The sequence below is a fragment of the Psychrobacillus sp. FJAT-21963 genome (assembly GCF_001420585.1).
Classification (GTDB): Bacteria; Bacillota; Bacilli; order Bacillales_A; family Planococcaceae; genus Psychrobacillus.
The window spans coordinates 1-16,570 of the sequence record NZ_LJIY01000017.1 but is presented as its reverse complement, the minus strand read 5'-3'; the positions used below and the strand labels follow the sequence as shown (position 1 = coordinate 16,570).

The following is a 16,570-nucleotide window of genomic DNA, read 5'->3' as shown; positions in this document are numbered from 1 at the left end:
CCAATCACCTCCAAACACGAATGTTTTAATGAAAACTTATCACAATCATACGCATTTAAGCAAGTGAATCTCGTTCTCCTATTAATCGAACTGCATAAACTTCGTCACAGAACCCACGCAGGCCATTATATATTCTTTGCACTCTGGATTCTTGTTGCACTATTCCAAACACTGTTGGGCCGCTCCCACTCATCAAAACAGCATCTGCACCAAACTTTTCCATTTGCTCTTTTAAACCTGCAACTTCTGGATATAGTTTTAATGTGACGCTCTCTAGTACATTTCCTACAGATGCACACATTTTTTCAAAATCCTTCGTTTCAATCGCTTCGATCATTTTTTTCGTATCTGGATGTTCTATACGTTTTAAATTTAACTTCCCATAAACGTCTGCTGTAGAAACACCCAATGTTGGTTTAGCTAGGATGATCCAGCAATTTGCAGGGGATGGAAGCTCTTGAATCTTTTCTCCTCTTCCAGTCGCAAGTGCCGTTCCACCATACACACAAAATGCAACATCTGAACCTATTTTCGTTCCAATTTCAGCTAACTCATCTAAGGATAACCCCAAACCCCAAAGAGTATTTAGCCCTCTTAAGGTTGCCGCAGCATCACTGCTTCCGCCAGCGAGGCCAGCTGCTACAGGAATATTTTTTTCAATCTTTATAGTTACTCCAGATTTTATAGAATACATTTCTTTTAATAGCTTAGCTGCTTGATATGCTAAATTCCGATAATCATTCGGAACAAATCGGTCAACGGATAGTATATGTATTTTTCCATCTTCTCTTAACTCTAGCCCTATACGGTCTGCCAAATCGACTGTTGTCATGATCATTTCAACCTCATGATAACCATCGGGACGTTTATTCAAGACATCGAGTGTTAAATTTATTTTAGCAGGTGCTTTTACATAGTACATTCCTTCTGCTCCTTTTAAACTTAGGTTGTCCACTATTTTACCATAGTGCATCTGAAAAGCGGAAGTGCGTATACTGACGAAGCGTACTTATTAGCGTTCCAATAGTTAAAGTCAGAAAAAATATCCCTGCATATGTTATATGCAAAAGAAAAGGCGGATTTCTCCGCCTGCTAGTTGTTTACTTTTTTGGATTTCGCATGCTTTTTGGCATTTAACCAACATGGTACTCTACAATTTATTTTGGTGACTTCATTTGTTGTTCAGCCATTTCAATTGCTCGTTTTACCATATTACCAGCGTCACGTGATTTAATTCCACCCCAGCCCTCGGTCTTGACTACATCATAAATTCCAAGATCTTTTGCTATCTCTTCTTTTAATTCATTAGACATAATACCTTTTCTAGCCATATGGTGAATCCTCCCTTTTAAATACGCTTTGGCGAATTTGTATCAGATGAACAACTAGCTTACTTAGTATGTGCTACAAACAGAAAAAAACCCCTTTTCCATTCAAATGAATGAAAAAAGGAGCTTCTTTCGAAATATAAAAGTAAAAATAAAAGTTCTAAACAATCATTTTACAACTATTAAATTATTTGCTTCGTCAAAAATAGTGATTTCTACTGCTTCTGTCAAAATGTCTGCATAACTATAAGATACACGTTCAAAAGAATTTTCATCTTGATCCAAATCGATAACGAATACGGCATGATAAGTTTCTCTTAAAACACCAGCACGTTCGATCGTTTTCTTACGTCCTCCGTTTGCTTTTAATTGCAAACGTTTGCCTAAATGATGATCTAATGACTTTTTAATATCAGCTAAAGTTTTTGGCATTCTGCTTACACCTCACTGAATATTACTATACCATCTATTTATATTTTTGTCAAACAAAACATTTTAACAAGCAAGACGCATACTTGTCAATATATTTTTCATATATCTCGAATGGATTTTTTTATAAACAGTACTAATATTGTAACAAGTAAAATTAATGAAAATAAGGATATAGCTCATCTGCTAAGCGTCCAAATTCTTCAATAGATAGAGTTTCCCCTCGTCTTGAAGGGTCTATGTTCACTTTTTGTAAACATTCAATGATGATTTCCTTCTTTTCCTTACCATTTGGTAAAGACGACTGTAGATTATTAATAATTGTTTTTCTTCTTTGGACAAACGACCCTCTCGATACTTGAAACAAGAAGTCTTCATCCATAACTTGAACTGGTGGAGTTTCATGGCGAGTGAGCTTAATAACTGCCGATTCTACATTAGGTTGTGGCATGAAAACACCTCTAGGCACAACCATTGCCACTTCAGCCTTCATATAGTATTGAATAGCAATTGAAAGTGACCCATATGCTTTTGTACCAGGAACTGCTGTAATACGATCAGCTACTTCTTTTTGCATCATTACAACCATTCCACGTATAGGTAAACGATCCATCAGTAACTTCAACAATATCGGAGTGGTAACATAATAAGGTAAGTTTGCAACTACCATAACATCTTTAATACCAGTCAATTTATCCTCAAAAATTCGCTTCACATTAGCTTCCAAAATATCAGAATGAATAATTTCCACATTATCATAAGGAGAAAGTGTATCTTCTAAAACAGGCAGCAATCTTTGGTCTATTTCAAAGGCAACTACCTTCCCTGCAGCTCTTGCTAAATGTTCTGTTAGCGCTCCTATACCTGGTCCAATTTCAATTGCCGCTGAATCTTTCGTGAGATCCGCATGACTCACAATATTTCGTAAAATATTTGGATCGATTATAAAGTTCTGACCTAAGCTTTTTTTAAAGGAAAAGCCATACTTTTTTAATATTTCTTGCGTTCGAATTGGTGTTGCTATATCTTTTTGCATAAATTAATTATCCTCCATATTGAGCTGCAAGATTGCTTCCTCAAGCTGCTGTCTGCTTATTTGAAAAATAGAAAGACGCTTTTGCAATTGCTTTCCATTTGTATATCCTATCTTTAATAATTCTCCAATTTTCGTTCTTCGGTCTTTTGAATTTGGATGTCCAATTAATTTTCCCTCAACTAAAATTTCTAAAGGAATTTCAGGTACAACGTCCAGTTCAGTCTTTGGTGTATAAACATTGGCAAGCGCCTGTCGGATATCTTCCTCTTTCGCGTGTTCTATACCTAACCCTTTACCATTTTTAGCGATTGTTTTTTCTTTTGAGAGAAATGCGTGTTTTACGTCCGGTACATGCTCCTCGATTATAGCGCGTATCCGTCGTCCTGGATAATCTGGATCCGTAAAAACAATTACTCCTCTTTTTTCTTGCGCATGCTGAATTTTAACGAGTGTCTCTTTTGAGATTGCAGAACCATTCGTCTCTATAGTATCTGCTTCAACAGACCGTTTAATTGCAGTTGTGTCATCTTTACCTTCTACGACTATTAACTCTTTTATACGCAAACATACTTCCTCTTTTCTTTTCTTCCTAGTTCTTACTATCATAACGCAAAAAAGCTTCCCCAATCAACGAAAGGGAAAGCTATATAATTAGAAAGCGCAAACCATCACTTTCTAATCGGGCAATCAAATACAAACGAGTAATCGAAGATGCGATGCTCGTTTGTAAATTATAAATAAATTTAATCTAAGATTTTTATTCGTACTTTTTTACGGCCGAATTCATAGGCTTGCGATTTAGATGGTATGAATAAATCAACTTTTTTCCCTTTAATCGCCCCACCTGTATCTCCAGCTACTGCATAACCATAGCCTTCCACCCATACTTTGGATCCAAGTGGTATGACACTAGGATCAACCGCAACTACTTTTACGTTAGGATTGGCCTTTAAATTAATACCAGTAGCTGTTACACCAGTACAGCCGTTACAATTCGCCGTATAAGCTGTTGCCGTTACGTAAAACTCTTTTCCATCTTTGGAGTCGGATGAAGAGTTTTCTCCTCGAGAAACACTAGCAGTCACAACTTTTGTCCCTACTGCTACGACTTTTTTGGTCGGCTCTTTTGTAATCTTCTCGCTTATTACGTTACGAGATACTTCCTTGCCATTTTCTTTTACGACTTCATATGTTCGTGAAACAGAACCTTTTTCTCCTGTTTGCACTACTTTTTCTTTCCCTTTTAGTAGCGAGTCATCTTTTTTCGTTTCAACTGCAAAATTTGTTTCTTCCTCAACTACATCGGTGACCTTTTCTACTCGCACTACTTGTATTACAGAATTCGGACTTACTAGTTCATCCATTTCCCGTTCCACTCGGTCGAAATCATTCATTTGAATGTTATGGTGTTTTAAAAAGTCAGCGACCGTAGTCGAAGTGGACCATACCTTCTTCTCTTCCTTGCCATCTAAAAGTGTTACTTCAAATGCTTTTTCGATTGCAATTTTATTATCCGGTCCAACCTCTGCATCTGCAGCAGGTGTTATTGCATCATGTTCATTTATTGGAACATTTGCCTTTGCAAGTATTTCTGAAACTACATCATCAGCTGTGGTAATTGTTTGTTTTTTCCCATCCACTGTGATATCTATTTGTCTTGCCTGCTCCCACTCAATCGCTAAATTATTTTTGATTGATGTGTTCACTGAGGGTTGTAAAAAATCTTTGTTGGTTACAACTATATTATTTTGTTCTAATAGTTCTCCAACTGTATTTGCATGCGTTAGTATCTCTTGTTGTTCACCGTTTACTGTTAAAGCAACGGTTTTCTTTGTTCCTTCGAATAAAACGAAAGAAACCACTGCAAGAAACAATAGTAATGATGCTACCGTTACTAATGTTTTCTTGCTCCTCAATGAATGAAAGAACAGGTTTTTCATGGAATTATTTGACATGAAAAACGCCTCCTTGTTCACTCGTGTGATTATATAGAGTACTTTTCAGCTTGTCAACTCTTATGGATTTTTCATTCACCCAAAACAAGCTTAAAATACTTTTAAACTAGGCGGAAAAGTTTTTCATTTTTTAATCAATAAGCTTAAAAAACTTCTCTGCATTTTCAGTAGTTGCAACCGCTACTTCCTCAATAGAAATACCCTTTAATCTTGCTATTTCTTCTGCTACAAGAGGCACCAGTGATGGTTCATTTCTTTTTCCTCGATGAGGATGTGGAGCTAGATATGGCGCATCTGTTTCTATTAGCAAATATTCTAGTGGGATTTCAGTTGCTACCTCTTTAGGTTTTTTTGCATTTTTAAACGTTACAGGACCACCAAGTGAAATCATGAAGTTCATGTCGATACATTGTTTAGCAGTTTCTACGCTTCCTCCAAAACAATGCATAATTCCTCCAGTTAGATGTGCTTCTTCTTCTTTTAAAATTCGAATTACATCTTCTGTCGCCTCGCGATTATGTATGATAATCGGTAAATTTACTTTTTGGGCCAATCGTATTTGCTTTCGGAATAATGCTTGTTGTACATCTTTAGGAGACTTATCCCAATAATAATCTAGTCCCATTTCTCCAATACCTACAACTTTTTCATGCGCAGAGAGTTCTTCAATCCATTGTAAGTCTTCCTCAGTACAATCAATCGCATCTACTGGATGCCACCCGATTACCGCATAAATAAATGAATAATCCTCTACAAGCTTCATTGCGCGTTCAATTGTTTTTCGATCAAACCCTATTACAACCATTTTATGAACCTTCGCTTCGATAGCTCGATTAATTACTTCCTGAAGATCCTCATCGTATTGATCCGCATTTAAGTGCACATGAGTGTCTATAAACAATTTCTCTTTTCCCTCCCGTTAATTACATTTACAATCCATATTATAAAAACGTATTTAAAAAGTCACGTTATTTGGTTTATTACCTCTTATATATACCTTATAAGGTATATTTTTCAAATTAATTTAGAGGGGTATAGTATTTTAAAATACTATTTTTAAAAAAGACCTGCCACAAATTTTGTGACAGGTCTTCTATTAATTATTTTACTTGAGCTCCATTTTCAAGTTTTTGATCCACAGTCGCAAGTGTTAAATATCCGTCTTTTTCGCCTGCAAGAATCATCCCTTGAGATACTTCTCCTCTTAGTTTTACGGGCTTCAAGTTTGCTACTACAATTACTTTCTTTCCAATAATATCTTCTGGTTTATAATGTTGTGCTATTCCAGACACTACTTGTCTCTTTTCATATCCTAAATCTAATTGAAGTTTTAACAATTTATCCGCTTTTGGAATTTGTTCACATTCTAAAACAGTAGCTACTCGGAGATCTACTTTAAAGAAATCATCGATAGTAATTTCTTCGGCTTGTGACTCTTCTTCCTGCTGTTCCTCATCTTGTGAAGTTTGGACAGAACCTCTCATTTGTTCTCTTATATAAGCAACTTCAATATCCACTTCTAGACGCGGGAAAATTGGAACCCCTGTTTTAATTACTTCTGTTCCATCCTCAATTACATTGAAATGTCCTAAATGTTCCCAGTTTAAAAGTTCTTCTCTTAAACCTAGCTGAGATATTATTTCTTTTGGTGCCATCGTCATAAATGGTTGAGTTAATGTCGCTATTTGTCGTAAGCTTTCTGCTAAATTAGTCATAACTGCAGCTAATTGCCCTTTCAAAGCTTCGTCTTTTGCAAGTACCCATGGCTGTGTTTCATCAATATACTTATTTGTGCGAGAAATAAACGCCCATAAGTCACCTAATACAACACTAAATTGCATTTTTTCCATACTTGTTTCATATTTTTCTACTGTTTCTTTCGCAAAATTGCGAAGCGTTTCATCAAATTCTGTAGATTCGCTTAAAGCAGTTGGAATTTTTCCATCAAAGTATTTGTTAATCATGGAAACTGTTCTATTTAATAGGTTACCTAAATCATTTGCTAAATCAAAGTTTGTTCGTTCCACAAATGACTCTGGAGAAAAAACACCATCTTGTCCAAAGGGAAGTTCTCGCAATAAGAAGTAGCGTGTTGCATCTAAACCATAACGTTCTACTAACATTTCTGGATAAACAACATTCCCTTTCGATTTGGACATTTTACCGTCTTTCATCATAATAAATCCATGAGCAAACACTTTTTTGGGAAGTGGTAAATCTAAAGCCATTAAAAAAATTGGCCAATAAATGGTATGGAAACGTACAATGTCCTTTCCTACAACATGTACATCTGCTGGCCAATATTTTTGGAACAATGAATCGTCCTCAGACATATATCCTAGTGAAGTAATATAGTTTGTTAATGCATCCACCCATACATAAATGACATGCTTCGGATCTCCCGGAACAGGAATTCCCCAGTCAAAAGAAGTTCGGGAAACAGATAAGTCCTCTAAGCCAGGTTTAATAAAATTATTGATCATTTCATTCTTTCTTGACTCTGGTTCAATAAACTCTACATTATCTTCATAGTAAGCCAATAACCGATCTGCATATTTCTTCATATTAAAGAAATAGGATTCCTCTTTCACTTTATGGACAGGTCGACCACAATCTGGACAATTCCCATCTACCAATTGTGTTTCTGTGAAAAAAGACTCACAAGGTGTACAATACCATCCTTCGTACTGCCCTTTATAAATATCTCCGTTATCTAAAAACTTTTGGAAAATCTTTTCGACAGCTTTCGTGTGACGTTCTTCCGTTGTTTGAATAAAATCATCGTACGAAATATCCATTAAGGCCCAAACTTTCTTAGCGGCCTCTGCAATTTCATTCACATATACTTGAGGCTCCATACCAGCTTCTTGGGCTTTTTCTTGAATTTTTTGCCCATGTTCGTCCATCCCAGTTAGAAAACGAACATCATAACCTCTAAGTCTTTTGTACCGTGCCATTGCATCAGATGCCACCGTTGTATATGCCGTACCAATATGGAACTTTCCACTTGGATAATAAATCGGTGTCGTTAAATAAAATGTTTTCTGTTGATCTTTCAATGTAAGGATGCCTCCAATGTTGATTCTACTTTCTCTTTATTCTATCGAAATGAAGAAATTGTTTCAATTAATTAATAAATATAGCCATTTGTCGAAAATTAGTATCTAATTTATGAATTGCATTTAAATAGTTAATATATCAAAATAATTCCTATTTCACTAAAAAGATAACGTTTTTTTATTATTACATAGGTTTTCATATCATTTTTTTATTAAAAATCATAATTTACTAGCAATTTAATTATTGACGGAAATGGTATTACTTGGTATGATAGTTTACATCAAAGAGATTTATGTCGAATCTTGACGAAAAAAATGCACTCGTGAGAGGGGAAAAATTAATAATGAAATCTACAGGTATTGTTCGTAAAGTTGATGAATTAGGACGCGTAGTTATTCCAATCGAACTTCGTCGTACATTAGGAATTGCTGAAAAAGATGCTCTTGAAATTTATGTAGATGATGACAAAATCATCTTGAAAAAATATATGCCAAACATGACTTGTGCTGTAACTGGTGAAGTGTCAGACGACAACCTTCGTCTAGTTGGAGGAAAATTAATTTTAAGCCCAGAGGGTGCAGAATTACTTATTAAAGAGATTCAAAGCAACTTAAAATAAGAAAAACAAACATCCGTATCCTATAGGGCATACGGATGTTTACTTATTTAGTAGATTAATATTCATTTCACATGATATTCTTGATAAATTTCTCTCTTCGATAAACCTCTTTGAATCGCTACTTCCTTTATTGCCTCTTTTGAATTATATTGCTTTTCTTCTATTATATAGTTTACGTGTTCTTCAATACTCAAAGATTCCCACCAAGGAGACTCCGATTCATCTATATACTCTTCACTCGTACCCTCTAAAACAATGCAAAATTCCCCACGGATTTCAGATTGCTCAGTCCAAGCTACTGCTTCGTTTATAGTACCTCTTAAAAATTCCTCAAACTTTTTTGTCAGTTCTCTTGCAAGTACAATCTTACGATCCCCCCCCATCAATGCTTGTAGATCTTTTAAGGAATCCTTCAAGCGATGAGGAGATTCATATAATATAATGGATTCTTGTCTTTTTTGAATCTTTGTAATTTCTTCTTTTCGTTCTTTTTTATTTCTACTTAAAAACCCATAAAAGAAAAAGGGTTGGGTCGATAATCCTGAAGCAATCAATGCACTAAGAGCTGCATTTGCTCCTGGAACAGGAACGACCGCAATTCCTTCATCAACAGCTTTTGCTGCGATGTCTGCTCCGGGATCTGAAATACAAGGTAAGCCGGCATCACTCACCAAAGCAACACGCTTACCTTGTCGAAGTATATCCAATATTTTTTCTCCACCTACTTGTTGATTATGATCATGATAGCTCATAAGTGGTGTAGATATCTCAAAATAATTACATAGTTTTTTTGTATTTCGTGTATCTTCAGCGGCAATCATATCTACTTCTTTTAATATTCGAATGGCACGCATTGTCATATCTTCTAAATTTCCAATAGGTGTTGCAACTAAATACAAACAGCTACTTTGTTCGTGTTCGGTCGATTTTTGAGATTTCATCCTTTAATTGCCCTCCCATATATTGTACTTTTTGTGATCTTGTGAGTTGCTTAAATGCATATTCTGCTTTCATGGCTTCTTGTTTTGTTTCATACTGTTCATAGAAAATGCACGATACTGGGAGTTTTGCCCTCGTATATTTTGCTCCCTTCCCCTTATTATGTACGATTATTCTTTTTTCTAAATCATTCGTATATCCTGCGTAATAAGAGCCATCGCTGCATTCTAGCACGTAAAATGTATGTGCTTTTTCATTCTTTTCCATAAAGCATCTCTTTCACTTCTTCTGTGTACTCACCGTTCTCCCCATATACATATAAAGGAGGTAAGATTTTCAAATCTGGCTTACCATCCTTTATTCCTTCTATTAATAAGGTATTAGCTTCCTTACCTTCTTTCGGATATACAAAACGAATACGCTTTGGTTCTAAACGGTTGGCTCTCATGGAAGTCACAATGTCTAAAAGTCTTCCTGGCCTATGAACAAATGCTGCTTTTCCACCTTGTTTTAATAATTCACTTGCAGAACGCACCGCTTCATCCAATGTTAGATGTATCTCGTGCCTTGCTATAGCTAAATGTTCTTTAAGATTCTTTTCGCTTGCCTCATGTGCAGGGAAATACGGTGGGTTACAGGTTACTACATCATATTTTTCAAAACCTATTTGATTAGGAATACCTTTTACATCCGCCTTTATGATTGTAATTTGTTCCTCTAATTTATTATATTGAATGCTTCTTTTTGCCATATCCGCTAGCCGTTCTTGAAGTTCAATTCCAATTATCTCAGCATCCGTACGAGCACTTAAAAATAACGGTATTGCTCCATTTCCCGTACATAAGTCTACTATTTTTCCTCTTTTTATTGGTACATATGCAAATCTGGAAAGCAGAACAGCATCTAAAGAAAAAGAAAAAACAGAGGGACTTTGAATGATTCTTAACTCTTCCGCCAATAAATAATCGAGTCTTTCATCGTCCTTTAGCCATTGTTCCATTATTTTATTCCTCCAGCAAAACAAAAGACTGACACCCACTTGGGAGTGGCATCAGTCCATTGATTAGATGTTTTGTTTATTTAAAAATGACAAGCAAAATAGACAATCCTCTTCTTTTCTAGAGCTTCCGAAGTGAACATGACATACATGATAGCCTTCCTGGTAAAGTCGTGCTAAGTTGTCATAGCCCTCTCCAATATCCTTTTTGCTTAGTCGATCTTTTTCTTCTTGAGCTTTTTCAAGTAAAACTTCTCTTTCGTGCATTTCATCAAGTCTTTGTCTTAAATGACTATTCTCTTGCTGCAGCGCTTGACGTTCTTCTACCATTATCGCTACAAATTCTTTTAAAGCGCGAAATTGCAGCTGCGTGGACTCTAATTGTTTTTCAAATTCTGTAATTGTATCAAAAAAATTTCGGTCCATCACACATTCACCTCATTGCCCCGTCCATTGTACCGGATTTTCCGCATGGTTTATTATTTCTTCTAACGTGTAATCTAATACTCTTAGTGGATCATGTAATTCTATACGTAGTATTCTTTCTAATATATTCATGCTAACTACTTTTCCTAATCCATCTGGTGTTTCTACTTTATCACCAATATCCGGCATTTGCTCTCTTGCTGTCTCATATTCATCGTTTTCATATTTTAAACAACACATGAGTCGACCACAAAGTCCAGAAATCTTAGAAGGATTCAGAGATAAGTTTTGATCTTTCGCCATTTTGATAGAAACTGGTTCAAAATCACCTAAAAATGTTGAGCAACAAAGCATACGACCACATGGACCAATGCCACCTAACATTTTTGCCTCGTCCCTTACACCAATTTGTCTCAATTCGATACGAGTTCTAAAAACAGAAGCCAAGTCTTTTACTAAATCGCGAAAATCAACTCTGCCTTCTGCAGTAAAGTAAAAAATAATCTTGTTTCTGTCAAAAGTATATTCAACATCCACAAGTTTCATTTCTAATTCTCTTTCCAAAATCTTTTCTGTCCCTAATGCTAGAGCCTGAGCAGATTCTACTCTATTTTCTTCTACTTGAATTCGATCTTTTTCATTAGAAGGTCTAACTACTTGCTTTAATGGAAGCACAACATCGTGCTCACCTACCTGCTTGATTGGTACAACAACTTTGCCATACTCTACTCCTCTAGCAGTTTCTACGATGACATAGTCATCTTTCTCTAAATGAAAATCCACTGGATCGAAATAATATATTTTACCCGCCTTTTTAAAGCGGACACCTACAACATTATACAAAAGTATTTCCCTCCTGCAAGTTTAGCATTAATTGCTCCATCATCAATGTCCGGTTCATATTTTTATGCAAATTTTGTTTTGCATGCAAGATTGTTTCTAATTGTTGGGAGAGTTGCTCATATGTTGAATGAAGTGCAACTTGCTTCCAATAATGGCTCATGTCCGGATAAGTGCATTCTGCGATGGGACTTGCTTTTATTGCTACTATATCACGATAGGCGAACAGTAGTAAATCTAATGCTTGTTCTGCTTGCTCTTTTTCTTTAAGAAGTGGACCAAAATCCTCTTGAATACACATTAGTGCATCTTGAACACTTTTACCACTTGCTTCAACCAATTTTAACACTGATTTCCTAGCAAGTCCAAACTGCTCGTCTTTTGCTAATTCTATTGCTTCATCTACTAAGTTTGTCATTCTGCAAACTGTAGAAGCCATGGAATCTGTAATACCTTCCTCTACTAGCTTCTGTTTTAAGATAGATTGCGGTATGGAAGCTAAGCTGATTTGTTGGCATCTAGATCGAATTGTTGGAATAAGTGCATGGACTTTATCTGTTAGAAGAATTGCCGTAATCTCACTTTGTGGCTCCTCTAAAAATTTTAACAAAGTATTTGCTGCACTTGAATTTAATTGATCTGCTTGGTGAATGACATATATTTTACGTCCCGTTTCAATAGCAGTCTTACTCATCTCATGTATTAACTCATCAATCTGACCTCTTTTAATAAATTGGCCATCTGGTTCTATATGCATAAAATTTAAATGATTATACGATTTTAGTCTTTTACATGATCTACATGTTTCACATGGAACATTTTCTATCGGATTTTCACATAAAACGAGTTGAACAAAAAATTGCATTACTTTTGTTTTTCCAGTTCCTTTGGCTCCATCAATTATATAAGCATGTCCTATTCGATTTTTTGTCACAATAGATTTTATCTGCTTAATAGCGAAAGGTTGCAATTTTTCTATTCCTTCTATCGACCAGTCTTCCATGTCCATCATCCTCTCTGGTCAAATAATCTTGAAAAAATCCCGTGTCTCGCGTACTGCGAAAACACGGGAAATCTACGTGTATAGATTAATAAGTAGACCCTTTATCTCTCCAATTTTGTCTAATAAATCAATGGAGCTTTTCTCTTGGTTAAGAATCTCTTCTGCTAACTCTACTAATTTTTCGTCAATTGTTTCAACAATTTTCAGTTTTCTACCTTCACCAAAACGATTCCATGTATGCGATTGTTTTAATCCCATACCAAAATCCACGGCTTCATGTAAAAATTTTCGTATTAGCATTTTAAATTTTGCCATGTCACGTAAATTTCTTGAACGTGCTAGACGATCACCCGCTGTTGAAATGTCCCCTAATAACCTAGTCAGTGTCTCGGTCTGCATTCTTTGATCATGCTTTACTACCATTTGTCCAAATTTTGCAGACTGTGTATTGTTTAGAGTAGTGTCTTTTCGGATTTTATCCATTCCTACTCGTAAGTCTTGATTAATTTTCAATCTTTTCTACCCCTTCCCTCATTATCAAAAATGATGGAATTGTTCAATCGGTAGAACAAATACCGTAGCTCCTCCAACTTCCACTTCTACGGGATATGGAATATACGAATCTGCATTTCCTCCCATTGGAGATACAGGTGCAACCATTTGTTCACGTGCTCTACAATTGTCTCTTATTAACTCTAATGCTGAAGATACTAACGAGTCCTCGGTACCGATTAAAAATGTAGTATTTCCAGATCGTAGAAACCCACCCGTACTCGCAAGTTTTGTTGCTCTAAACTTCGCTTTTGTTAAAGCATTAGACAATCGGTTACTATCCTGATCCTGCACAACCGCTACTATCAATTTCATCGATACTCACTCCTATTATTTTTTTTCTATTATAACATGAATTATCTAATAACTTCTAATTCCCTTTTTTATAACTTTATACACTTCATTTAATACTTCTTCTAAAGTTCGTGATGCATCCACTAGTTGAATCCGTTCTGGGTATTGATCTACAAGTGATAGATATCCCTCTCTTACCTTTTCATGAAAAGCTAAACTCTCTACATCTAAACGGTTTTTTTCTCGGTCATCATGCGCATTGATCCTTGCTAGTCCAACACTTGGCTCAATATCAAAAAGAATTGTTTTATCTGGCATTGTTGAACCAATTGCAAACTTATTAATCGCTAGTATTTCTTCAACACCAATCCCTCTTGCATAACCTTGATATGCAAGCGAACTATCAATAAAGCGATCACATATAACGATTTTTCCTTCCTCTAGGGCAGGTTGTACTTTTTCTATTAAATGCTGTCTTCTAGCTGCAGCATATAATAAAGCTTCCGTACGACTATCCATCATTGTATGCTTATTATCTAAAATTATGTTTCTAATTTTTTCAGAAATCATTATCCCACCAGGCTCTCTAGTCATAACAACATCGTAGCCTTCTTCTATTAATTTATTGCCTAGTAAATTCATGATGGTGGTTTTCCCAGCACCTTCAGGACCTTCACTAGAAATAAAATACCCTTTTTTCTTCACAATTACTCCTCCACTACATATATTAACTTTTCATCTAGTCGATGTTGACCTTGAAATAACGCACCTTTATTCATCCATTCCTCTAAATCAGTCAACATTGTTATCGTTATTTTCTCTCCAGGCACCATTAATGGAATACCAGGTGGATAAGGAATTATACTTGCTTTAGATATCCTTCCTGTAGCTCGTACATATGGAATCCATTCGCCTTGTTTTTCATTTAATAAACCAATATTCATATGCAATGTGGAAATAGATTTTTGCTTTTCAAATTGATTGATCGTCGGACTGTTTGGGACTTCTTTTCTTAATTCATCTACTGCATGCTTTATTCTTCTTCTAATTTCAGCAAAAGGATATTCATGCTCCACTTTTAGTAGTGGTAATATCATTAATACTTGAAAGCTATCCGCTAACTCAACATAAATATTCTGCTGCTCCAATACTTTCTGTAGTTGAAAACCCGAATACTTATCTACTCTAATTAATAACTTTAGCGGGTCGTCTACTTGTACTATTTCTAAATGGGTGAGTGCTTCTAAAGCCTCTATAAATAACTTTCTTTTATACATAAACTGTTTAAAATCTATCTCATTGTATCTTTCTACATAACTCCTAGCATCATCTAGAGAAGCCAACAAAAGATAGGATGGACTGCTAGATTGTAGCATCCTCAAATAATTATTTATTTTTTTTGCATCAATGAAGGCAGAATTAACATGTAAAAAGGAACCCATTGTGAACGCAGGTAATGTTTTATGTGCGGATTGAACGACTACGTCAGCTCCACATTCTAGTGCAGATTTCGGAAATCCTCTATTTACATGAAAATGAGCGCCATGAGCTTCATCCACAAGTACTGGAATATTACTTGCATGACATAGCTTTATAATGCTTTCTATTTCAGAAGAAGCAACGCCATAGTAGTTGGGGTATGTAAGTACAACAGCCTTAGCAAAAGGATATGCCTCCAGTGCTTTATGTATAACTTCCATAGAAACATAGGACGCAGTATTGGTTTTTTCATCCCATTCAGGAGTAACAAATATAGGTTCTGCCCCTACTAATTCAATTGCATGGAAAATTGATTTATGTGCATTTCTTTGAACAATAATTTGCTCGCCGAACTGACAAATAGCATAAATCATCGCAAGATTTCCTACAGTTGTCCCATTTACTAAGAAAAAGCTATTCTGAGTTCCATATGCCAAAGCTAAAAGATTCTCAGCCTCTTTTATTGCTCCTTCAGGGTGATGGTAATCATCTAACCCAGTAAGCTCTGTAAAGTCATACTGCATACTCTCTTTCAGTGCCCCGGGCAAGTTAGATAGTAATCCATTTTTATGTCCAGGCACATGAAAGGATACATTTTTTTGTTTATGAAATTTTTCCATTGCTTCAACTAATGGACGTTTCTCTTGCATTCGTTATTACCCCACTGTTTCGATCATATTTCCTTCCTCTATTATACATGAACAAACGAGCAGACGGTTTTAAATTCACTTCTGTAACGAACATGTTGTATAAGAGATGACCATTATACTATAGGATATAAATATTCGAGTTTAGTATTAGACTATATAGTAATCCAATACCTTAATAAAATTTCCATTAAAGGTCAGTAAGAGACTAATTTTATTGAAACCGAGACTATTTTGAACAATACCGAAACTAAATTCTTAAATTCGAGACTAATTCTTGTGAAATCGAGACCAATCATCACTTTTAATAAAAAAGTAGCCACAAATTACTCGTTGATAGATTCTTCGTAAGTAATTTCAGTAATATTATGGATAAGGGAAACTAGTTTTTCTGTTAGAGCAACCAAATGAGTTGTATAAGCGACTAAGGAGAATCTAAAAGCAATCAACTAGATAATGAAAGCGACCATTTCTCACAATAAAGAGTTAACTTTCTCTGAGATGACACATTTTTTCTTCTGTCCTACGTTATGAAACTCTCTTCCTTGCAAGTATCTACAATTCTTTGCTTTTGGCCTTTTCTTTCCGCACAAAAAAAGCCGCCACCGATTACTCGGTGGCGACTTTTCAATTGCCCAGCGACGTCCTACTCTCACAGGGGGAGACCCCCAACTACCATCGGCGCGCGAGCTTCACTTCCGTGTTCGGGCTGCGAAAGCAGATGAACGGCAGATTTCTTCGTCAGCCGCGGTCGTTCGATTCTCGCGTATATCATACGCTGCGAGCCTCTCTTCCTTGCTTCCTCGAACTCTTTGTTCCTCTACTTTCTCGCAAGTTTATTATAATTCTTTGCCTACGGCCTTTTTTCTAGTAAAACAAAAAAAGCCATCACCGATTGCTCGGTGACGACTTTTCAATTGCCCAGCGACGTCCTACTCTCACAGGGGGAGACCCCCAACTACCATC

At 35.9% G+C, this 16,570-nt stretch carries 19 protein-coding genes; 1 reads left to right on the top strand and 18 read right to left on the bottom strand.

Going from position 1 to position 16,570, the window contains the following annotated elements:
- Positions 1-55 precede the first annotated feature (55 nt).
- The 8 genes from ispE to metG form a co-directional block, all read right to left on the bottom strand.
- Complete coding sequence (ispE, locus tag AN959_RS19860) at positions 56-922, bottom strand: 4-(cytidine 5'-diphospho)-2-C-methyl-D-erythritol kinase (protein ID WP_053591095.1); 867 nt, start codon at positions 920-922, stop codon at positions 56-58.
- A gap of 235 nt (positions 923-1,157) precedes the next feature.
- Entirely contained in the window at positions 1,158-1,331 is a 174-nt protein-coding gene (locus AN959_RS20855) for a small, acid-soluble spore protein, alpha/beta type (protein ID WP_082461123.1), read from the bottom strand.
- A 165-nt stretch (positions 1,332-1,496) separates the two neighbouring features.
- Positions 1,497-1,760: a biofilm formation stimulator Veg gene (gene veg / locus AN959_RS19855; protein WP_053591096.1), complete on the bottom strand. Its 264-nt coding sequence runs from the start codon at positions 1,758-1,760 to the stop codon at positions 1,497-1,499.
- A gap of 154 nt (positions 1,761-1,914) precedes the next feature.
- The gene (gene rsmA / locus AN959_RS19850; protein ID WP_056833336.1) at positions 1,915-2,793 is read right to left on the bottom strand and encodes a 16S rRNA (adenine(1518)-N(6)/adenine(1519)-N(6))-dimethyltransferase RsmA; all 879 of its coding nucleotides are present in this window, start codon (positions 2,791-2,793) and stop codon (positions 1,915-1,917) included.
- Positions 2,794-2,796: 3 nt separating this feature from the next.
- Positions 2,797-3,357, bottom strand: coding sequence for a ribonuclease M5 (rnmV, locus tag AN959_RS19845; protein ID WP_056833334.1), 561 nt, complete (start codon positions 3,355-3,357; stop codon positions 2,797-2,799).
- Between the two features lie 179 nt (positions 3,358-3,536).
- Positions 3,537-4,748, bottom strand: coding sequence for a G5 and 3D domain-containing protein (locus tag AN959_RS19840; protein WP_056833333.1), 1,212 nt, complete (start codon positions 4,746-4,748; stop codon positions 3,537-3,539).
- 130 nt (positions 4,749-4,878) lie between these two features.
- Positions 4,879-5,649 carry a TatD family hydrolase gene (locus AN959_RS19835; RefSeq protein ID WP_053591100.1) on the bottom strand — a complete coding sequence of 257 codons (771 nt, stop codon included), beginning with the start codon at positions 5,647-5,649 and terminating at the stop codon, positions 4,879-4,881.
- A gap of 199 nt (positions 5,650-5,848) precedes the next feature.
- A complete protein-coding gene (gene metG / locus AN959_RS19830; protein ID WP_056833330.1) occupies positions 5,849-7,807 on the bottom strand; it encodes a methionine--tRNA ligase in 1,959 nt (652 codons plus the stop codon).
- Positions 7,808-8,151: 344 nt separating this feature from the next.
- Between metG and AN959_RS19825 the strand changes: the two genes are divergently transcribed.
- Positions 8,152-8,427 (top strand): AbrB/MazE/SpoVT family DNA-binding domain-containing protein, encoded by a 276-nt coding sequence (locus tag AN959_RS19825; protein ID WP_053592248.1) that lies wholly within the window; start codon positions 8,152-8,154, stop codon positions 8,425-8,427.
- 62 nt (positions 8,428-8,489) lie between these two features.
- On the opposite strand, the gene rsmI is transcribed toward AN959_RS19825, so the two are convergent.
- The 10 genes from rsmI to AN959_RS19775 all read right to left on the bottom strand — a co-directional run bounded on the left by rsmI (position 8,490) and on the right by AN959_RS19775 (position 15,607).
- Positions 8,490-9,368 carry a 16S rRNA (cytidine(1402)-2'-O)-methyltransferase gene (gene rsmI / locus AN959_RS19820; RefSeq protein ID WP_056833328.1) on the bottom strand — a complete coding sequence of 293 codons (879 nt, stop codon included), beginning with the start codon at positions 9,366-9,368 and terminating at the stop codon, positions 8,490-8,492.
- Positions 9,331-9,633, bottom strand: coding sequence for a GIY-YIG nuclease family protein (locus tag AN959_RS19815; protein ID WP_056833327.1), 303 nt, complete (start codon positions 9,631-9,633; stop codon positions 9,331-9,333). The genes rsmI and AN959_RS19815 overlap by 38 nt, the downstream gene beginning before the upstream one ends.
- On the bottom strand, positions 9,620-10,366 hold the full coding sequence (locus AN959_RS19810; RefSeq protein ID WP_056833325.1) for a tRNA1(Val) (adenine(37)-N6)-methyltransferase: 747 nt from the start codon (positions 10,364-10,366) through the stop codon (positions 9,620-9,622). The genes AN959_RS19815 and AN959_RS19810 overlap by 14 nt, the downstream gene beginning before the upstream one ends.
- 63 nt (positions 10,367-10,429) lie before the next feature.
- Positions 10,430-10,792, bottom strand: coding sequence for a DNA replication initiation control protein YabA (gene yabA / locus AN959_RS19805; protein WP_053591105.1), 363 nt, complete (start codon positions 10,790-10,792; stop codon positions 10,430-10,432).
- Positions 10,793-10,801: 9 nt separating this feature from the next.
- A complete protein-coding gene (locus tag AN959_RS19800; protein WP_053591106.1) occupies positions 10,802-11,632 on the bottom strand; it encodes a stage 0 sporulation family protein in 831 nt (276 codons plus the stop codon).
- A complete protein-coding gene (locus tag AN959_RS19795) occupies positions 11,625-12,632 on the bottom strand; it encodes a DNA polymerase III subunit delta' C-terminal domain-containing protein (protein ID WP_056833322.1) in 1,008 nt (335 codons plus the stop codon). The genes AN959_RS19800 and AN959_RS19795 overlap by 8 nt, the downstream gene beginning before the upstream one ends.
- A 72-nt stretch (positions 12,633-12,704) precedes the next feature.
- Positions 12,705-13,145 (bottom strand): YaaR family protein, encoded by a 441-nt coding sequence (locus AN959_RS19790; RefSeq protein WP_056833321.1) that lies wholly within the window; start codon positions 13,143-13,145, stop codon positions 12,705-12,707.
- A 24-nt stretch (positions 13,146-13,169) separates the two neighbouring features.
- Positions 13,170-13,499 (bottom strand): cyclic-di-AMP receptor, encoded by a 330-nt coding sequence (locus AN959_RS19785; RefSeq protein ID WP_053591109.1) that lies wholly within the window; start codon positions 13,497-13,499, stop codon positions 13,170-13,172.
- Positions 13,500-13,544: 45 nt separating this feature from the next.
- Positions 13,545-14,183 carry a dTMP kinase gene (gene tmk, locus AN959_RS19780; protein ID WP_082461121.1) on the bottom strand — a complete coding sequence of 213 codons (639 nt, stop codon included), beginning with the start codon at positions 14,181-14,183 and terminating at the stop codon, positions 13,545-13,547.
- 2 nt (positions 14,184-14,185) lie between these two features.
- Positions 14,186-15,607, bottom strand: a complete 1,422-nt coding sequence (locus AN959_RS19775; protein WP_056833319.1) for an aminotransferase class I/II-fold pyridoxal phosphate-dependent enzyme — start codon at positions 15,605-15,607, stop codon at positions 14,186-14,188.
- Positions 15,608-16,570 lie beyond the last annotated feature (963 nt).